At 48.1% G+C, this 16,351-nt stretch carries 18 protein-coding genes; 2 read left to right on the top strand and 16 right to left on the bottom strand.

Annotated elements, in window-relative coordinates; all coding sequences use genetic code 11:
- Positions 1 to 3: 3 nt before the first annotated feature.
- The 10 genes from MKY92_RS06135 to MKY92_RS06090 form a co-directional block, all read right to left on the bottom strand.
- Positions 4 to 459, bottom strand: a complete 456-nt coding sequence (locus MKY92_RS06135) for a DUF2634 domain-containing protein (RefSeq protein WP_339299700.1) — start codon at positions 457 to 459, stop codon at positions 4 to 6.
- Positions 452 to 862 carry a hypothetical protein gene (locus MKY92_RS06130; protein ID WP_339299698.1) on the bottom strand — a complete coding sequence of 137 codons (411 nt, stop codon included), beginning with the start codon at positions 860 to 862 and terminating at the stop codon, positions 452 to 454. Before MKY92_RS06130 ends, MKY92_RS06135 begins: the two co-directional genes overlap by 8 nt.
- On the bottom strand, positions 855 to 1,841 hold the full coding sequence (locus MKY92_RS06125) for a phage portal protein (protein WP_339299697.1): 987 nt from the start codon (positions 1,839 to 1,841) through the stop codon (positions 855 to 857). Before MKY92_RS06125 ends, MKY92_RS06130 begins: the two co-directional genes overlap by 8 nt.
- Positions 1,838 to 2,470, bottom strand: a complete 633-nt coding sequence (locus MKY92_RS06120; protein ID WP_339301714.1) for a LysM peptidoglycan-binding domain-containing protein — start codon at positions 2,468 to 2,470, stop codon at positions 1,838 to 1,840. Before MKY92_RS06120 ends, MKY92_RS06125 begins: the two co-directional genes overlap by 4 nt.
- A gap of 54 nt (positions 2,471 to 2,524) precedes the next feature.
- Positions 2,525 to 4,264 carry a hypothetical protein gene (locus MKY92_RS06115; protein ID WP_339299695.1) on the bottom strand — a complete coding sequence of 580 codons (1,740 nt, stop codon included), beginning with the start codon at positions 4,262 to 4,264 and terminating at the stop codon, positions 2,525 to 2,527.
- Positions 4,265 to 4,446: 182 nt separating this feature from the next.
- The gene (locus MKY92_RS06110) at positions 4,447 to 4,881 is read right to left on the bottom strand and encodes a hypothetical protein (protein WP_017690174.1); all 435 of its coding nucleotides are present in this window, start codon (positions 4,879 to 4,881) and stop codon (positions 4,447 to 4,449) included.
- A 177-nt stretch (positions 4,882 to 5,058) separates the two neighbouring features.
- Positions 5,059 to 5,466, bottom strand: a complete 408-nt coding sequence (locus tag MKY92_RS06105; protein ID WP_124117078.1) for a phage tail tube protein — start codon at positions 5,464 to 5,466, stop codon at positions 5,059 to 5,061.
- 221 nt (positions 5,467 to 5,687) lie between these two features.
- Complete coding sequence (locus MKY92_RS06100) at positions 5,688 to 7,151, bottom strand: phage tail sheath subtilisin-like domain-containing protein (protein ID WP_339299693.1); 1,464 nt, start codon at positions 7,149 to 7,151, stop codon at positions 5,688 to 5,690.
- Positions 7,151 to 7,339, bottom strand: a complete 189-nt coding sequence (locus tag MKY92_RS06095; RefSeq protein WP_249911568.1) for a hypothetical protein — start codon at positions 7,337 to 7,339, stop codon at positions 7,151 to 7,153. The genes MKY92_RS06100 and MKY92_RS06095 overlap by 1 nt, the downstream gene beginning before the upstream one ends.
- A 210-nt stretch (positions 7,340 to 7,549) precedes the next feature.
- Positions 7,550 to 8,473, bottom strand: coding sequence for a hypothetical protein (locus tag MKY92_RS06090; protein ID WP_339299691.1), 924 nt, complete (start codon positions 8,471 to 8,473; stop codon positions 7,550 to 7,552).
- 408 nt (positions 8,474 to 8,881) lie between these two features.
- On the opposite strand from MKY92_RS06090, the gene MKY92_RS06085 reads away from it, so the two are divergent.
- Positions 8,882 to 9,358 carry a hypothetical protein gene (locus tag MKY92_RS06085; protein WP_339299689.1) on the top strand — a complete coding sequence of 159 codons (477 nt, stop codon included), beginning with the start codon at positions 8,882 to 8,884 and terminating at the stop codon, positions 9,356 to 9,358.
- A 262-nt stretch (positions 9,359 to 9,620) separates the two neighbouring features.
- Here the strand turns inward: MKY92_RS06085 and MKY92_RS06080 are convergent, their stop codons facing one another.
- Positions 9,621 to 11,471 carry a DUF4127 family protein gene (locus MKY92_RS06080; protein ID WP_339299688.1) on the bottom strand — a complete coding sequence of 617 codons (1,851 nt, stop codon included), beginning with the start codon at positions 11,469 to 11,471 and terminating at the stop codon, positions 9,621 to 9,623.
- Positions 11,472 to 12,046: 575 nt separating this feature from the next.
- On the opposite strand from MKY92_RS06080, the gene MKY92_RS06075 reads away from it, so the two are divergent.
- Positions 12,047 to 12,529: a hypothetical protein gene (locus MKY92_RS06075; RefSeq protein ID WP_339299686.1), complete on the top strand. Its 483-nt coding sequence runs from the start codon at positions 12,047 to 12,049 to the stop codon at positions 12,527 to 12,529.
- A gap of 95 nt (positions 12,530 to 12,624) precedes the next feature.
- Here MKY92_RS06075 and MKY92_RS06070 read toward each other — a convergent pair whose 3' ends face one another.
- The 5 genes from MKY92_RS06070 to MKY92_RS06050 form a co-directional block, all read right to left on the bottom strand.
- Entirely contained in the window at positions 12,625 to 13,584 is a 960-nt protein-coding gene (locus MKY92_RS06070) for a hypothetical protein (RefSeq protein WP_339299685.1), read from the bottom strand.
- A gap of 121 nt (positions 13,585 to 13,705) precedes the next feature.
- Entirely contained in the window at positions 13,706 to 14,341 is a 636-nt protein-coding gene (locus MKY92_RS06065; RefSeq protein ID WP_339299684.1) for a VOC family protein, read from the bottom strand.
- Complete coding sequence (locus tag MKY92_RS06060; protein ID WP_339299682.1) at positions 14,338 to 14,799, bottom strand: VOC family protein; 462 nt, start codon at positions 14,797 to 14,799, stop codon at positions 14,338 to 14,340. The genes MKY92_RS06065 and MKY92_RS06060 overlap by 4 nt, the downstream gene beginning before the upstream one ends.
- Before the next feature lie 44 nt (positions 14,800 to 14,843).
- Entirely contained in the window at positions 14,844 to 15,419 is a 576-nt protein-coding gene (locus MKY92_RS06055; RefSeq protein WP_036611439.1) for an NAD(P)H-dependent oxidoreductase, read from the bottom strand.
- Between the two features lie 188 nt (positions 15,420 to 15,607).
- A complete protein-coding gene (locus MKY92_RS06050; RefSeq protein ID WP_339299680.1) occupies positions 15,608 to 16,342 on the bottom strand; it encodes a response regulator transcription factor in 735 nt (244 codons plus the stop codon).
- Positions 16,343 to 16,351 lie beyond the last annotated feature (9 nt).

The raw sequence follows: 16,351 nt of genomic DNA, 5'->3' as shown, positions 1-16,351 counted from the left end.
CCGTCAGATCACCTCACTTTCCAGAATAAACATCTCTTCCTGCACACTCGCCACCCGGCACGAGAACATGCACTGCTCCCGATTCCAATCAAACGTAAACTGGTCTACCGATTCCGTGCGTGGATCAGCCAGCAACGTTTCCGTCACCATCCGGGTAATCTCACTTTCCATCACGCCCCGGCTGTCGCCCTGACCCACCAGATCTTCCAGCTCCGAACCATAGTTCCGGGAGTAAATCACATGTCTGTACCGTGGCGTTTTCACGGCCTTAATGCACCACTGCACCCAGGCTTCATGTGCATCCGCCGCAGCCACTTTGCCACTTGGGGTCAGCACAAAATCTCCTGCATCGTAATCGAATCGCCAGCTCCGTCCAAAGCGTACCTCTTCCGAAACCGCCCCCGACAGATCCTCCTCATCTCCCCATACCACACCCGTTTCCGGGAACAGACTAGGCATTCGCACTCACCACCTTACACAACACCACAATGTCATTGCCGCCATTCACTCGCATCGCCAGTACGCGATCTCCCACTTTTAATCCCTTACCAAGAGACCACACCGCTTCTTCCACTTCCTCTTCTTGCAAAAGAAACCGTCCCGTGCCCGTCGTTCCGCCGTTTGCCACGTCAGGTATACCGGAAATCGCGCCAGCAGCCTCGCGCTCCGGTAGTCCAAGCGTGCCCGGCAGCTCGGCTACGAGATAATCCTGCACTTCGTGCTTGAAATCATCCAGCTTCACGCCGGATGAGGTCATCGTACCCAGCACCGCTCCCAGACCACTCACGGCCTGACGGGAATGTGTACTCATCGCGCCCCGCATGACGTCGGCAAAATGCCCATACGGATCATCTTTATTCAAGATAATACCTCCTTTTCACCAGCTCAGCCGTCCCCAGCTCTAACGTCATCGTTCCTGGTCCGGCAGACAGATCACGGCTGACCGACATGACGATCAGTTTCAGCCCTTTGAGCAGCACGGCGTCCCCGGCGCGAATCGTATTGATATCCGGTGCGGATATCGTAAAGGTCTCCTGAATCCCCGTCAGATGACTTTTCGCCAGTTTCTTCGCCGCGGTTGTCGATTTCACCTGATCGTCCTCGATCAGCTTTTGCAAAGTGCCCAGTTCTTCCACACCATTCTGCTCAATCGCGAGCACTTTGGATGGGACTTCCTTGCCGCTGGTAGACTCCGACGCTGCCATCACTTTCACCTTGGTGACCGCCCCTTCGAGCGTGCGCATCTGGGTCAGATCAATCAGTCGATCCAGCTCATACACTTTCGCATTACTTCCCACCTGGAAGAGCTGCAACCCTCCGGGTGTCATTCGTGGATGATACATCTCCCCACCAGACTTGGCCGTTTCCTTCAGATCGGAAAACATCATCGAAAAAATAGTCTGTGAACGATACACGGCTTTTCCCAGCTTTGTCTTGGTATCCGGCAGCGTAGCGTATGGAATCTTCCACTCTTTGGCGTAGGTTTTAAGTCGCTGTGTAGCCGTCTGATCTTTCGGCAATAGGAACTCGTCCTCTGATTTTTCCAGATATATCATCCGGTCGTACACCGTGAGAGACAACCGCTTGGTGCCGCTGTTCGAACTTTCCACCTCCCAGATGACCGCAGGATGCAACAGATGAACCATGGATTTTTCGCCAAAAGGAATCCCGCTAATCCGCACCGCCATACCCGGTGAGATTGAAGGCAGACCGGAAGATGCAGACACCGCCAGCCGGATGTTCGCCTGATAGGCAATCTGGTCCAGCGAGTCCTTCAGCGTGATCGTCTCCACCAGCTTGGTGATGTCGTATTTGTCGTCGACAATGACTTTGTAGGTCATGGCATCACCAGCTTTTGTCCGGGCTTGATCCGGTTCGGATCACTCCCGATGATCTTTGCGTTAAGCTTATAGATCTCGTTCCATTTGGAACTGCTGCCCAGCTCCAGCTTTGCTATTTTGGACAGGGAGTCACCAGATTTGACAGTGTAGGTCTTGCTGGTTTTTTTCAAATCGGTACGAGAACCTGACTTGCTCCCGGATGCCGCAGAGCCCACCTTTTCCACCTTGGAATCCCGCCATGTGCGTAGGGTCAGGTCGAAATAAATATCCCCTGTCTCCCCCCCACGAAAGCTCGAATTAAGCGAAACAATAAAAACAGGCACGTTCACGCCCGTCTCTGAAATGATGAAACGCAGCGGCTTTTTCGATACCAGAAACGTATTCAGCATATTCATCGCTACTCTCGGATCTGGAAAATCTTCTTTGTCCATGCAATAGAAGGCATCATACTCTTTTGGAAAAAAAGAAGAGAAGGTGATCTCCTTCACCTTCTCGCCTTGCGCAAAATCAAACTCGCCATGCTCCAGCATATTAATCGTTTCATACCCTTTGGACCTGGAAATACTCACCTCTTCCGGGTTCACCGGGAATTGAAATGAAGTGCCGCCATCTTTCAGCGTAAAAGCCATTTTGTTAGGACCTACTTCATCTTTAAGTACAGACATACACGGCCTCCTTTCTGCTTAGGCCATAATCGTTTTTCGGTTTTCCATCGCACGGCGGAACTCGCCCGTAATCCGTTGTCCGACCTGCTTGGTGACAGCGTCGTAATCAATAGCATTTTCGCGCACAGTCACCTGCACCGCACCTGGTGGAATATTTATCGCAATCTGATTGGTAGTTTCGGTTTTGAAATCCTTCAAATATCCGGACAGGCTGCTCATCTGGTCTTCGGATATTTGTACCGTCATCGTGGACGATTTTCCATTCGTCTGCGCACCGTTACCAAGCGCCATCGCTTGGCTCTGCATCATGCTTGTTCCCATGAATCCAGCAGCTGTAGGCTGACCGACTTTGCTATTCATATAAGCCGTTGGGCCTGTCATGGTCAGTGCCGGTGGCATATAGGCAGGTGCCATCTGCGGGCCTGTTGCAACTGGAGACGGTGCAGCCACCGTTGCTGCCGAGACAGTCTTTTCTTCTTTTTTAGAACCAAATCCAAAGAAGCCGGATATGCCATCGGTGATTTTTTTTGTTTTCTCAGAGACATAATCGGCTGCACCCGACAAAGCATCCCCTACACCCTCGGTAGCACTGGACATAAAGTTTCCAATATCCTTCGCTTTGTCTCCAATCCAGCCGCCTGCTGCACTTCCGGCCCAACCACCTACTGCACCACCAACCCATGTTCCGATGCCAGGCAAAAGAACGCTACCGATGGCGCTACCAATCGCAGTACCAGCTGTGCCGCCAATCATGGAACCCACCGCTCGGCCGCGCTCTTCCGGGGGTGCTGTCGCTACGTTTGCCACATCAGCAAGCACGCTGATGGGTCCAAGCAACCTTTTTGCTCCTTTGGCAAAGCCACTACTTAAATTATCCATCAATCCATTACCAGCCAGCATGTCGGTTAAAGATCCCAATCCACCATCCGCAAATCCTAATCTACCGCTTCCTCGTATTCTTCTACCACCTCCCCTATTACGGTTGCGATCGGCCGGAGGATTTGGAGTATCAGGTACAGGATTGGGTACTGGAGATGGGCCCCGGTTCGAACGATTACTAGACCTTCTACCGCTTCGGTAATTTCGTCTTCCACGATCTGATCCACCACCATCCGCATTCTGTGAACGAACTCTACGTTTTTTGCCCATCTTTCCACCTGTGCAACAGCAGCATTTGGATGCTGGACTTCTGGTTGGATCTGATGCAGGACTTTCTTCTTTTTTCTTTTTGAACAATTTAAAAATATCTCCTACATTAAAGGCTGCATCCTTCAAATCATTGAATGCTTGGACCGCTGCAAGTACGTTTTCCCACCACTTTTTAGGTTCTTCTTCCTTCGTATTGTTAGTAATGTTTTTGTTGTTCTGGATCATGACAGCCATAGTTGGGCCAGTTGGCCCACCTTTGCTCATCGCCACTTCGATCTTCTGCCGAACTTCAAACGATACTGTTCCCGAAGCCGTAACCAACTGGTCCCTGAAACTATTCAGTTTAACCCATGCGCGATCCAGTGCCGGACTCAGCTTATCAATCAACCCAATCGTCGGTGTGATTCGCAGCCTGCTGATTCGCACAGCCATACTATAAATATGCTCCAACCTGCGTCCAGTCGTTCTCAGCTCATTGTTCACCTTAATCAGACTCTGATAACGAACTCTGCCCAGACGTTCCGTTGAGCGTTGGATCTGATCCAGATATCGAAGGGTTGTCCGCATTTCCGCATTGGATTTGGATAGACCTACAATCATTTCTGCCATTTTTTCACCTCCTGCCCTATATTGTTATCGATTCATTTGCGAGGCTATCGCTGACATTTCCTCTTCCGAGAACGCAATTAACAACGAACGCTCCCCGCGTGGCAAAGACCAGAACTCTCCGGGCCGGAGATGATGACGCACCCACATGTGATACAGGAACGTGGTCATCCCGCCGGAGTGAATCAGTTTTTTAGGTCTTCAATCTCCACACCGAAGCCGGACAGCTCCAGCACTTTATCACCTACGGCATCCAATTCACCCGCAAGCAGCATGCGACGTACCGCCTGTTCGCCACCGGACAACTTCATGCGGCCGGTAATACGTGTGTCCCCCCAGCCGGACAATTCCAGGCTGCGGACTTTCAATTTCACCGTTGCTTCAGAGATGAGCAGCGCGTTAAACGTTTCGGTATCCACCTTTTCTTCGGTGCGGCCTTTGGTCGTTTTACGAATCGTACAGCGTTCGCGAATGTGATCCACTTTGGAAGACGTCAGTCCACGCAAGGTCAACAGCAGATCCAGACGCTGAATGCGCACATTCTCCTCTGGCAAACGTTCTGCTGCTTCAAACAACTGATCCAAAATCTGTTCTTCGGACATATTTTCATTCATACTCATCGGGTGTAATCTCCTTCTTATTTCACAAATGGGTTTATCTATGCCAGCTTCCAAGCCTGTAGAGACCACAAAGAGACCGAGATCATCTCGGCCCGCATTGGTGTCCATATTAATATGAAGTAACTATGCAACCACGCTGGAGCAAACTAGCCCAATCACACGTGCCTATTCCAATTTTTAGTTCGCCACAATCGGATTCAGCAACTCAAATCCTTCAAACGTAAAGCCTGTTTCTTCCGGTACTTCTTCGCCAGCTGTCCAGTTGGCAAGCTGAATTTTGTCCACCATGCAACCTTTCAGCAAAACACTCTCGTGTCCATACGATTCAGGGTCGTTCAGCTTGGAAATAATCTCGAATTTGGTGAAGCCGCGCTGGATCATATCCGAAGTGACTTTGTAGCCCGTCATCGTGCCTGTTCCTTTTTTCGCACCGTTTTTATGCACTTTCCAGTCGTTACCGACCAGGTTCAACTCACGCTTTTCAATCTCCACACTTGCTTCCAGCTTGTTAATGTTTGTCTGCCACACACCATCGATATGCAGCTGACCATGGGTACCGAGAATTACTCTTGACGCATCCAACATATATTTTCCTCCTTGGGTTCGTTGAACTAATAAATATTACACGGTATAACTCCGCAGTCAGAACAATCTTCCGATCGCTGTTATCCCCAGATTTTTTTATTCCTTTACAAAAAGGGAAAATCCGGTGATAAAGGCGAGCGCTTCGCTTCTTCAGATTTTTTCTGCCCTCTCCGTTATCGTGTAAACCATCAGTTCAACATATAGTAATTATTCTAGAAACCTTATTGCACGTAAAATGTACCAAACAACTGCTCCATCACATCCGTCAGCTTCACATTCCATTGCAGGAATACTTGATCCGCTTCCGGTTTGAGAACTGGTGCAGCACCGTAATACGCGGGGTCAAGAATGACATCATAACCGTCGGCTTCAATCACATTGCTCTGTGCTAGCAGCGCCAAATAGGCCTTCATGGCACTAATCAATGCCTGACGACCCTCTTCGGTATTGTTCACTTTACCGATATACGTATCTTCCGCGGAACGTTGCAGATCCGTGTTAATGGCGTCCAACACACGAATGGAACGGATTTTTTTCCACGCATTATTCTGTCCAGCGGCTGGCGTTACCAGTGTGTTTACACCACGAAGTGCTTTCACCTGACGTCCATCATGGAAGAAAATAAATACGCCATTCTGTACTGCCTGCTCCTGTTCTGCACGCGTCCACCGACGTGTCACATCATCGAACGGAGTAGATGCATAGGTTGTGGATTGGTTCAGACGTTGTCCGGCGATCAGTCCTGCAACATAAGCAGACGTTTCCGCCGAGCTGTAGAATGCATCCCCAAGACGCACGCCTGTACCGACATTAATCACACCTTCATGATTGAGCATAAGCGAACGTGCTGCAGCTTTTTGTGCTGCTGTAGCAGAGGTATCGTCCGCTGCGGAACCGCCAAATACAGCCACCACCGGTTTACCTTCACTACGCACACGTTTCACCCATGCCGCAAAACTCGCAAGCAGAGGTGCATCTGCCGCCTGATCCAAAGCCAAGACGTCGAATTGCTCCCCTTCCAGCGCACCCTGTACAGCAATGTATTCTGCATTGGTCAGGTCATCGTTGCCACTTACGCCGCCTTTGAATGCCGCACCCGCAACGGTAGCAACCACGCCAGTACCATCGCCAATCGCCTGCGCCGTTACCCAGACATTTTGTTCATCCGCGTTAATCTCTTTTGCCAGAGAAGCTGCTGTAATATCTGCTGTCAGGAGCGCATACAACATCCGGTTGCCTTCGAAGAGACGCACTTCATGTTTCGTATTATCAATCACACCCGGCTGGATGGTGACGTAGAATCCATTTGCACGATCTCCCGGATACTTCGCATCCAGTTGCAACACATTCACATCACCGCTGTCCTTCAAGGTAAGCGTGGCTGCTTTGGCCGCAGCACTTGCTACCCGATAAGCGAGTAACTTCTTCGGCCCACCCAACAAGGCAAGTTTCAAGGACGTATAAGCCGTACCGTTGTCCAGCACATTCGCCGCATAAATACGTTCAATCGCCGCTTCGCTCCCTACTTCAACAAAAGTCCTCACCGGACCCCAGTTGGCCTTGACTGGCACAACGACCGTTCCCCGTGTACCTGCCTGAATGGCTGAGGATGCTGCCGCCTGAAAATTCATATATAAGCCCGGAAGGACCGGACGATTCGTTTGCTCCCAAGTTCCACCTGCCATTATCCCTTCACCTTCGCTTTCATAAATTGGTTAATTCGTTCCTGCGTTTCTTCAATGGAAAACGTCTCTTGCGCCGCTTCGTACAGCGCACCGTACAGCACCTCTGCCTTAACGGCAAAGAGAGCTTCTGCATGATTCATCAATTCTGCCCGTGTATACCGCGGGGCTGTCTGTTTGCTTTTTTTCACTGAGCTTGCCATTGCCATCTCACCTCATTTGTTGGACTACTAATTTCGTGAATCGTTGATCTTTAAACTTGACCTATGAATTTTCGACCCTATGAACCTATGAATTTGAAGCTATAATGTTGAAGCTACATCTATCATCTCAAAACTACATTCTCATTCTAAAGTTATCATCTGGAACCACCTGTGATGGAGTTCCTCTCGACTAAACATTTACTCCATCCCTTTGCTATGGTGAATCTCACGAATGAAAGGTACATTTGTACCCGGACGATGAATCCGCTGTTGCAACGCCAGGCGAATCTGACCATTCAGATATGCATCCGTCTGCAGATCTGCCGTGACCTCATCCACCGTCACATACCTTGTGTTACCTTCGTGCTCTTCGCCACCCGTTTCAGTGATGGCAAGACGAGATTGCACTGCAAGTTGCTCTACCAACCGAGTAACGGTCTGGCGTGTTAGCACCGAATGATCGGTGAGCACATGCCCAATCCACTGTTGTCGAACCTCCAATGCCGAAGTGCCCGCCACAGACGTGCTGCATCCGGCCAATCGCCACAATACAGACGGCTTCTCGTACCCACCAGGCCAGACATCCCCATATACCGACCAGTTCGAGCCAAGCTCCTGCTGTGTCCAGCCTTGAAGCGCAGCTAACCACGCGTCCTCTGTTTCAGCGAGGACAGCTCCCGAGTCTTCAGGAACATACACCCCGAACCGCAGACTCCGCGTAACCATGCCAGACCCGGCATCCACCCGATCACTATCTGAAGAACCCAGATAGATACATGTGAATGCCCCACCTGCTTCATCCACCAGCCTTACCTGGTGCAACCCTTCGATTAGAAGGGCTGACCAAGCTTCCACTTGTTCAGCGCCACCATCTTCCGGACGAGCGTATGGTGAGATTTTAATAATCCTTCGATATCCCGCCCAGGCAGACTTCGGCACCTCTTCGGCAAACGTAACGACTGCACAAGGGCCAGTTAGCATTTCGCCTGACGCTGGTACATCCAGCACACGACCGTCCCAATCTGGAACAAGTACCGCGAGCTTCTGTTTCAGCGTTTTTTTAATGAGCGTACTCATTTTACTGGTGCTCATGGCAGTGTTAATCTCTTTTCTCATAGACACATTCATTTCGCCCCCTTTGGCTGCAAGTTTGAGATCTGCCCACACGGTGCAGCGACAGTGCAGCAGCTCAGTAGACTCCCCCTTTTAACTCAGAGTCTGTATTCCGACCGAACCAGTACCGGGACTACATTCACCGCATCAAAAAGACCGGCCACCTTGCCGGTCTGTACATTAGCGTATGTGCTTTCGGTGCGTCCCTTGCTATTGATCGGATAATACAATCTTACACCTTTTCATTCCTAGCGCGGATGGTGTTCCGTACGACTTCGGTGCGATTAAGGGAGTCATTCGGGTGGAAAAAAGACGATTCTAGATTGTGATTTTTTTCTCATTTATCTAGACAAATAAAATGTAAAAATATACTATTTAATAAAGTGATAGCGTTATATCATGATTGGAGGCGAAGTAATGAAAAAATCGGATTTAATTTATATATGGGTGTTGATCTCTAGCTACTGTGCAGGAATAGTTACCTACACTTTAAGCATGTTTCTTCTGTATAATGAAAAAGTTAGTGATTGGGGACAACTAATTACTTGGACTGCACCGACTTTTTTCACAGTAAACTTGTTATTATTTATTTTGTCCATTTTCTTTTTGAAATTGATTAATAAGTATTTTTTTTGGACACAAACAATTTTATTTGCAATTGTAGCAATTATTCCGGTTTATATTATTCCATTCCTTTCTGGTTTTTTTAATTTCGCTAATATCAGTTTCCCTTTTACTCAAGAAGGATTTTTATTTTATTTATTCTTTTTAATTGCAGCTCTTGTTTCATCATATGGAATATGGGTGGCGCAAAAGCGCTTAAATCCTAAATCATTTCTATTAGTATCCTTTGTTATATTAATTTTTTTAATAATTACCATCATTTTAATTTAAACGATAGAAAGCGAGCTACCATTGACCTGGCAGCTCGCTTTCTTTTATTTGAAACAGAAAGGTTACTCACCCGAACAGCTTATCGAAGTAAAAGGTACCTACTCTTCAAAAAGCTCTGAAGCACCTTACGGTGCCTCAGTAACATTCGCGGATGAACTGGAAGCGAAGTATCAATACATCATTTTTAAAAATGGAGAGATTAAGCAGTACAGTCATACCAGTGATCAACCTAAACATGAGGAGCCCATGGTGAGATAGCAGTTTAGTTCAAAGCAACCTTCGGGTTCAACGTAATCTCAAACGCACGGCCCCAGATGAAATCCGGATTCGCATATTCCAGCAGCGCACTAGCATACGTCGCGTAGGACAATTCGTCATTACAGATCTGCTTAATCGCCACACTGCCTGTCTGGAAGGCTGTTTTATTCGCAAGCGCCGTGGTATACGTCTGCATCAAATCACGGAGCAATGTTTGCAAATGGGCATAGTCTTCCTCTGAGTTGAACAGCAACATATTTTGATCCGAAAGGGTAGCCACGTTGGTATACAGCGCATGGGCTCGGGAATATGTGCGGATGTCCGCAATCGCTACCGCTTTGTAGTAGTAATCCTTCAGGAAACGCTTAAACAACAGCGAGCCATGCGCATTCATAGCATCTCGCAACTTATGCTCATGCTTCTCTGTTGTGATCAATGCGTACCTCGACTGCCCCATACCTACAGCAATACCGATCTTATTACCCGGTGTATTCCATGCACTGTATCCCAGAACCCGTCCGGTATATGGACTGTTGAGCAATGCTTCGGCAACATCAACATTGGCTGGTCCTTTACCCACAAAATCAATCAATACCGAAGGCAGACCTTGCTCACTATTCAGCGTCAATTGCTCCAACGCAGCCTGCACCTGATCCAGAGCCGTAATGGCAATAATCTCGATATCGATGCTTGTGTTCTCCCCGGAATTACCTGGGTGACCCTTGGTCATACGATCCAGTTCGGAGGTCATGTCGAACGGGACAACTTGATCGGTTGCTACAGCCACTAGCTGTTTATTTTCCAAGCCAGCACCCACATCCGTCACCACCTCCGGTTCAGGATATGCCGAATCCGCTACAAGCACACCACCTACAATATCCACATGACGAACCACATTCTCGTGTACATCCATGTATTCATACGTGTTAATGATGGTATTGCCGTGAGGACCAAAATATTTCACTGCGTAACGTGTCCTCGCCCCGCCTCGGAACAACTGGTTAGCCATGCGAGCGACCAAAGCGTGCCCCAGACCATCTGCATCCGGCAAGATAATAGCACGATCCGGATTTTGCCCATTGGTTCCACCCAGCCATTCATTGATCCGCGCTTCTACATATTTGATTTCATTGATCTGAACACCCTGCGTGTTAGCATCGTCGACTCCAACTGCAAGGAAATCGATATAACCTGTGCGAGCCAGCTGATCCAGAATGTACAGATTTGTTTTGAATTTATGCTGTCTTGTATTGTAATACTGTTCTTTATCAAAATAGGTCGTTGTCCCATATTCCACTCCATCCGGGGACAGGTTATAACCCTCGATAATATCCTCAAATTCGGTGTATGTCTGACGTGGCTGCTGCATCAACGCACGGGACTCATTATATGCATCGAGCGCCAAACCATCTGCAAACGAGGTTGTAGCCAAACGCATGATGGTATCCATTACAAATACGGGTTTGCGTGGATATTTCTGCTTGATCACGCGAATCACATCCAGCAAACGAGTGGTTTCCTCATCGTATTCAGGGTAGTCACCTCCTCCATCTTCGCGGAGCTGACGACTGCCAATCAGACCGCCATAAGCGAGCATATCGGATGAGATTATGAATCCGTCAACCTTAGCAGCATGTTTCAGAATAAAGTCGTGAATCTTGGACGGTTTGCCATAAACCGGCGTGGAGGTGCCGAGCAGCGTTGTGCCATCTACGGTTTTCTCCGAGTCCAGACGATTCTTAATATCACTCAGGTTCGGTGTAACGATATGGATACCGGCTGCTTTCCCTTGCACAATCACATCATCCAGATTCGCTGGACGATCATCCAGTGGAACATACAATACTGTTTTCATATCACGTAGCCTCCTGTTATCTATATAAGTTGAACTACAGAATATTTACACTTGCCACTTCGATGACAGAACAACCTTCCGATCGCTGTTATCCCCGGATTTTCTTGATCCACTTATATAAAGGTAGAAATCCGTGGATAAAGGCGCAGTGTATGCTTCCGAAGTAGCTTTCTTGCAGAAAGCTTTTAGCTCCGCTTCTTCAGGTTATTTCTGTCCTCTTCGTTCTCGTGTAAATCGTTAGTTCAACTTATATATCTAGTCTTTAATACCCGATCAGTGCAAGGATGCAATCACCGAATTAAAAAACCGGCCCCCTGGCCGGCTGTACATTAGCGTATGAGCTGTCGGTATGTCTTCCTTGCTGCTGATCCGATAATACCATCTTACCGCCTTTTCCCACTCGCGCTGACGGTAAACCGGATGAATTATGCATGAATGTGGTCGTCTCTATGGCGGTTAAATGCCGATTTCTCGCGAGAAACTCCTATCGATAATCCAACCAAACCCATCCTTATGATGTTTATATGACATAAGTAGCTTTCAAATCCTACGAACAATAAAGGATGGATATGACGATGAAAAAAAGGTATTTCTTCTATCTTTGGATTGCTGTCACCAGTTATATGGCGGGCCCCGCTATGTATGCGTTGGCGATGTACATTTTATATCAGGAAACAGATGTTATAACGACATCTCTCATTGGATGGACCGCGGCAACATTCTTATCCGTTGGTATCCTGTTTATCCTGATCACAGTCATCATGCTACGAGTGTTCAACATCTATTATTTCTGGCTGCAAACCCTGCTCTTCGAGTTATTTTTCCTCGCCCTCGTCTATATGACCACTGTTCTTCTTGGGGCTGGCAACAGGGGACTGCCCAAGCTGTCCTTTCTATTTACGCCCGAAGGCATCTCCTTATGGATGTTCTGGGGGAGTATTGCACTTATGAGTTCCTGGGGAATATGGGTAGCGCGTCAGCCCGTACGAAAATCACCATACATGCTGGTGTCCAGAGTCATGCTGATCCTTTTTATCCTTGAAATTTGGCCCCGTTAAAAAGGTGCAGGATGCCCACAATTCGGTAGACCAGAATAATGCCTACAAGGGGTGTCCGTTATGACGGACACCCCTTGTGAAATGTATGTTTTATCTCACGCGATGATATAACGAAAGTTCTCCCATGTTTCCGGTACGGGCTCCCCGTTCTTGGCATGATGATAGAAGCTGAACGGGAATTTGAACACATGACCTCCGTACCAGTCACGAGAACGTCTATCGGTGAGCCAGTATTCCAGTTCATGGGGGAGCGCCACTGATCGTTCCGCCCGTTCCAGTGGCAGTAGGTCTACAGGTGATTGCAATGACGGCATCTCCTGTTCAATATCCACATCTCGGCTTAAGCGTAGTGCCTTCACCATGGTAAGGAAAGGCGGGATGCCTTTGTGGAATAATGCCGGATAACCCAGTTCATATAATATGTTAAGCGCATGTCCGTATGTCAGCATATGGCCGATTAGATCATGATGCGCTTCCGCGTGATAGATGGTCTGGAACGCACCAAGCTCATCCAGAATCAGGCGTGACAATTGAACTGGATCTTCAATCACTGGGAAACCATCGCTTTTTTCCGGCTTGAGACTGCGAATTTCTTTCATCGTTGTGTTCATCCAGGATCTTCCCGGGATGGTTCTATCGAATGAATCGATCAGTTCAACCAGCCGACCAATATCCTCCGCAGTGCCCCATCCATCCAGTTCACGAATGGCTTTCAGACTGATTGCCCCGTAGATGGCCTGGTGTCCAACCCAGTGCAGCTCTCCAATCGTTCGATCCAATGCGTCCGTAATACGCGCTTCGGCATCTTCCCTGGGCATCATTTCACCAATCGGAGAGGTCTGACCAGGGCTGATCCCATGCTGGCGAAGCATGGCTTTTGCTTCGGCGGTAACACTGCCGGCGGCAAGGGCAGTGAGACGATTTTCCCGTACCCAAAAATATGCCGCAATCGCACCCGCCCCATAATGGGCGTGCCACAGATCTCCTGTACGTTCCCGACTGGAAACGATAATCGCTAGTCCATCTTCCAACAAACGTCGATCCAAACCTGCCACCACCCTTCATCATCTGTAAGCCCATCACAGGAACTACCCTGTAATTAATATATAAAGCGTTTACTTCTATAACATGATGGAATTGATCCACATATGCCCGTTTTGCCCCGGAATGCAAAGTTTAGCCAATTCGAAGCTTGCCCACCCCACGGATGGATACTTCCAGCGGATAGATCTGTGCTTTTTGCTTGGAGAAAAACCACGTCCGATCCTTCTTCACCACAATAAATAGTCCATGTACATCTCCTACAGGAGCAAAAGTTTCACTAACCTCACCCCAGCGAGTGAGTCCAATCTGTTGAAGCTCATTCACCGTAGACAGAACATCCTCCGTCACCAGTCCAACCTCACACACTTGTAATATATCTTCAGTGGAGAAGTCATGGTCACTCTCGTTCTGAATACGATGATGAGCAATCAACTCGATAATATTGCCTGCCGGATCTTCGAAATAGACAGAATGAGAGTCCCAAGTAGCAGAGTATGTCTCATCCCGATTTTCTTCCCTATTTAAAACAACACGTGATGCAGCCCACTGCTTCGCTTCCTTGAACCGATTCGTTGGAATCAACCAGGCTACATGATAAAAGGGCTCATGATCTGTTTCACACGGTTTGAAAATCATCTTTGTCCTTCCAACCTGCAGGTTGAAGGTCTGATCTGTCGCATTGGACACTTCCATTCCCAACGTATCACGATAAAAATGCTTGAGGTCCTCCAACCGTGTTGTATATAACTGTAATTCTTCAATCATCATATGGTCTTCTCCTGCATCTCCTCCCACTGACTCCACGGCACCATGCCAAGTTCAGGCTTCGCTTCATCCGGGAGCATGGCGATGAATTCAAGCGAGTGACCATCCGGATCGTTAAAATATACAGATACCGCAGGCATCCAGCCGAAGACGTACAGTTCACCGATATCATCATCCAGGAAGTTCTGTGTCTTGATTCCTTTGTTCTCCAAGTGAGCCACCGCATGTTTCATATCCTCCAGAGATACATGAAAAGCAAAGTGCTGACGTTTCACCTTGGAAGGATCCTTTTGCCACAATCCCAGCATGGCATTGCCTTTTCCACCAATCCAGTAGAAGGAGTTTCCACGTTCTTTCTGCCCGTAGGCATGAGGTAAACCCAGGACCGTTTCATAGAAGTGATGGGATCTCTCCAGATCCGTCACGTTTAGATGTGTTTCAAATATGCCTGTAATCATCATGCTCAACCTCTTTTCCTTTTCCGATTTTTCATCTTCCTTGGTTCTCAACTCATGGTAGAATTCCGCGCATTCGTTAACGTCTGTGCCAGATTTAAAAACGATCCAATAACCCGCTGCACCCGGTCCTCTATATCCTGACTGCCTTCGTACTCTTCGTATCCGTCAAATGTTGCTTCGAATCGTCTGCGCTGCGCACCCCCAATGGATATCCACTCCTGGGCATTAATTCCATGCAGATTGCGAACAATCGCTTGCAGTTGTAAAAGGGAACTTACCCCCACCGCTCCACCAGAGGAGCTGATGGACAGCACGGGCTTGCCGCTGAAATGAGCCTGACTCAGGTGATCCAGTGCATTTTTGAGCACACCGCTAATACTGCCGTGATACTCTGGTGTAGACAGGATGATTGCATCAGCCGCGAGCATACGTGTATTCAGGTCTGCCAGATGTTCATGATCCGCTTGTTTTTCATCTGGCGCATAGAATGGAAGTGGTGTCTGATACAGATCAAACAGGCTGGCCTGATGTCCCTGACCTCGAATAATCTCCACAGCATACTCTCCCAGACGTGTACTGGTTGCATTGTTCCGATTGCTGCCTGCCAAAATAACAATATTCATTCATGTCACTCTCCTTCGTTTTTTAATAATTCAAACTCTCATGTTTCAACCGATCTGTTATTTCTACTCTTATCTTACCTTTCTTTGGCATCCAAATCGTCAGCAGATAGACTTAACTTGAAATACCAAAAAACTCAACCTTTAGGTTGAGTTTATACGACTTAAGTATGAACATATGTCGGAATTGGTCAGACGACCCAGCCATTTCTTACGGCATGAAGAGCCGCTTGTGTACGATCCGCCAGGCCCAGTTTGTCGAGCAGATGACTGACATGTGTTTTGACCGTTTTTTCGGTGATGACCAATTGAACTGCAATTTCCTTGTTGCTTAATCCTTGAGCAATCAACCCCAAAACCTCTTGTTCACGGCGAGTGAGCATATCCGGACCACCAAGGGATGTTTCATTTGATTTTCCAACCTGCTTTGGCTCCTGATGTTGACTGTCTGCTGACTGATCTGTCGGTATATACTGTGGTTGCTGTTCATTTATAGACCAATCGGATGAAGCCATCACATGCATCAATTGACCTGCTGCGGCGGGATGCAATTCTACCTGACCTGCATGCACATTGCGAATGGCCACAGCCAGATCCTCCGGTTCAATATCCTTGAGTAGATATCCTTTCACCCCTGCACGCACAGCAGGAACCACATGATCCTGATCCGAAAACGATGTAAGTACAATAATTCGCGTTGCTGGCATTAATGTGCGCAGCCGTCTGGCTGTTTCAATTCCGTCCATGACCGGCATATGCAGATCCATTAATACCACGTCAGGTTTTAACGCTTCCGCCTGCTCCAGTGCTTCCTGCCCGTTCGATGCTTCTCCAACAACCTTCATGTCTTGCTGTGTGGTCAAAAAAACGTGCAAACCTCTTCTCACCATCGCATGATCATCTGCGAGCAAAATCGTAATCGGCATCTCTTCTTC

This window comes from Paenibacillus sp. FSL R5-0623, assembly GCF_037974265.1.
GTDB lineage: Bacteria > Bacillota > Bacilli > Paenibacillales > Paenibacillaceae > Paenibacillus.
Note: the sequence above shows the minus strand (reverse complement) of the source record. Positions and strands in the feature narration are given on the sequence as shown.

Coding starts and splice junctions, on each gene's coding strand:
- MKY92_RS06135 (WP_339299700.1), bottom strand. CDS start 459: ATGCCTAGTCTGTTCCCGGAAACGGGTGTGGTATGGGGAGATGAGGAG.
- MKY92_RS06125 (WP_339299697.1), bottom strand. CDS start 1,841: ATGACCTACAAAGTCATTGTCGACGACAAATACGACATCACCAAGCTG.
- MKY92_RS06065 (WP_339299684.1), bottom strand. CDS start 14,341: ATGATGATTGAAGAATTACAGTTATATACAACACGGTTGGAGGACCTC.
- MKY92_RS06085 (WP_339299689.1), top strand. CDS start 8,882: ATGAAAAAATCGGATTTAATTTATATATGGGTGTTGATCTCTAGCTAC.
- MKY92_RS06060 (WP_339299682.1), bottom strand. CDS start 14,799: ATGATGATTACAGGCATATTTGAAACACATCTAAACGTGACGGATCTG.
- MKY92_RS06050 (WP_339299680.1), bottom strand. CDS start 16,342: ATGCCGATTACGATTTTGCTCGCAGATGATCATGCGATGGTGAGAAGA.
- MKY92_RS06105 (WP_124117078.1), bottom strand. CDS start 5,466: ATGTTGGATGCGTCAAGAGTAATTCTCGGTACCCATGGTCAGCTGCAT.
- MKY92_RS06120 (WP_339301714.1), bottom strand. CDS start 2,470: ATGGCTTTTACGCTGAAAGATGGCGGCACTTCATTTCAATTCCCGGTG.
- MKY92_RS06075 (WP_339299686.1), top strand. CDS start 12,047: ATGAAAAAAAGGTATTTCTTCTATCTTTGGATTGCTGTCACCAGTTAT.
- MKY92_RS06080 (WP_339299688.1), bottom strand. CDS start 11,471: ATGAAAACAGTATTGTATGTTCCACTGGATGATCGTCCAGCGAATCTG.
- MKY92_RS06110 (WP_017690174.1), bottom strand. CDS start 4,881: ATGAGTATGAATGAAAATATGTCCGAAGAACAGATTTTGGATCAGTTG.
- MKY92_RS06055 (WP_036611439.1), bottom strand. CDS start 15,419: ATGAATATTGTTATTTTGGCAGGCAGCAATCGGAACAATGCAACCAGT.
- MKY92_RS06115 (WP_339299695.1), bottom strand. CDS start 4,264: ATGGCAGAAATGATTGTAGGTCTATCCAAATCCAATGCGGAAATGCGG.
- MKY92_RS06100 (WP_339299693.1), bottom strand. CDS start 7,151: ATGGCAGGTGGAACTTGGGAGCAAACGAATCGTCCGGTCCTTCCGGGC.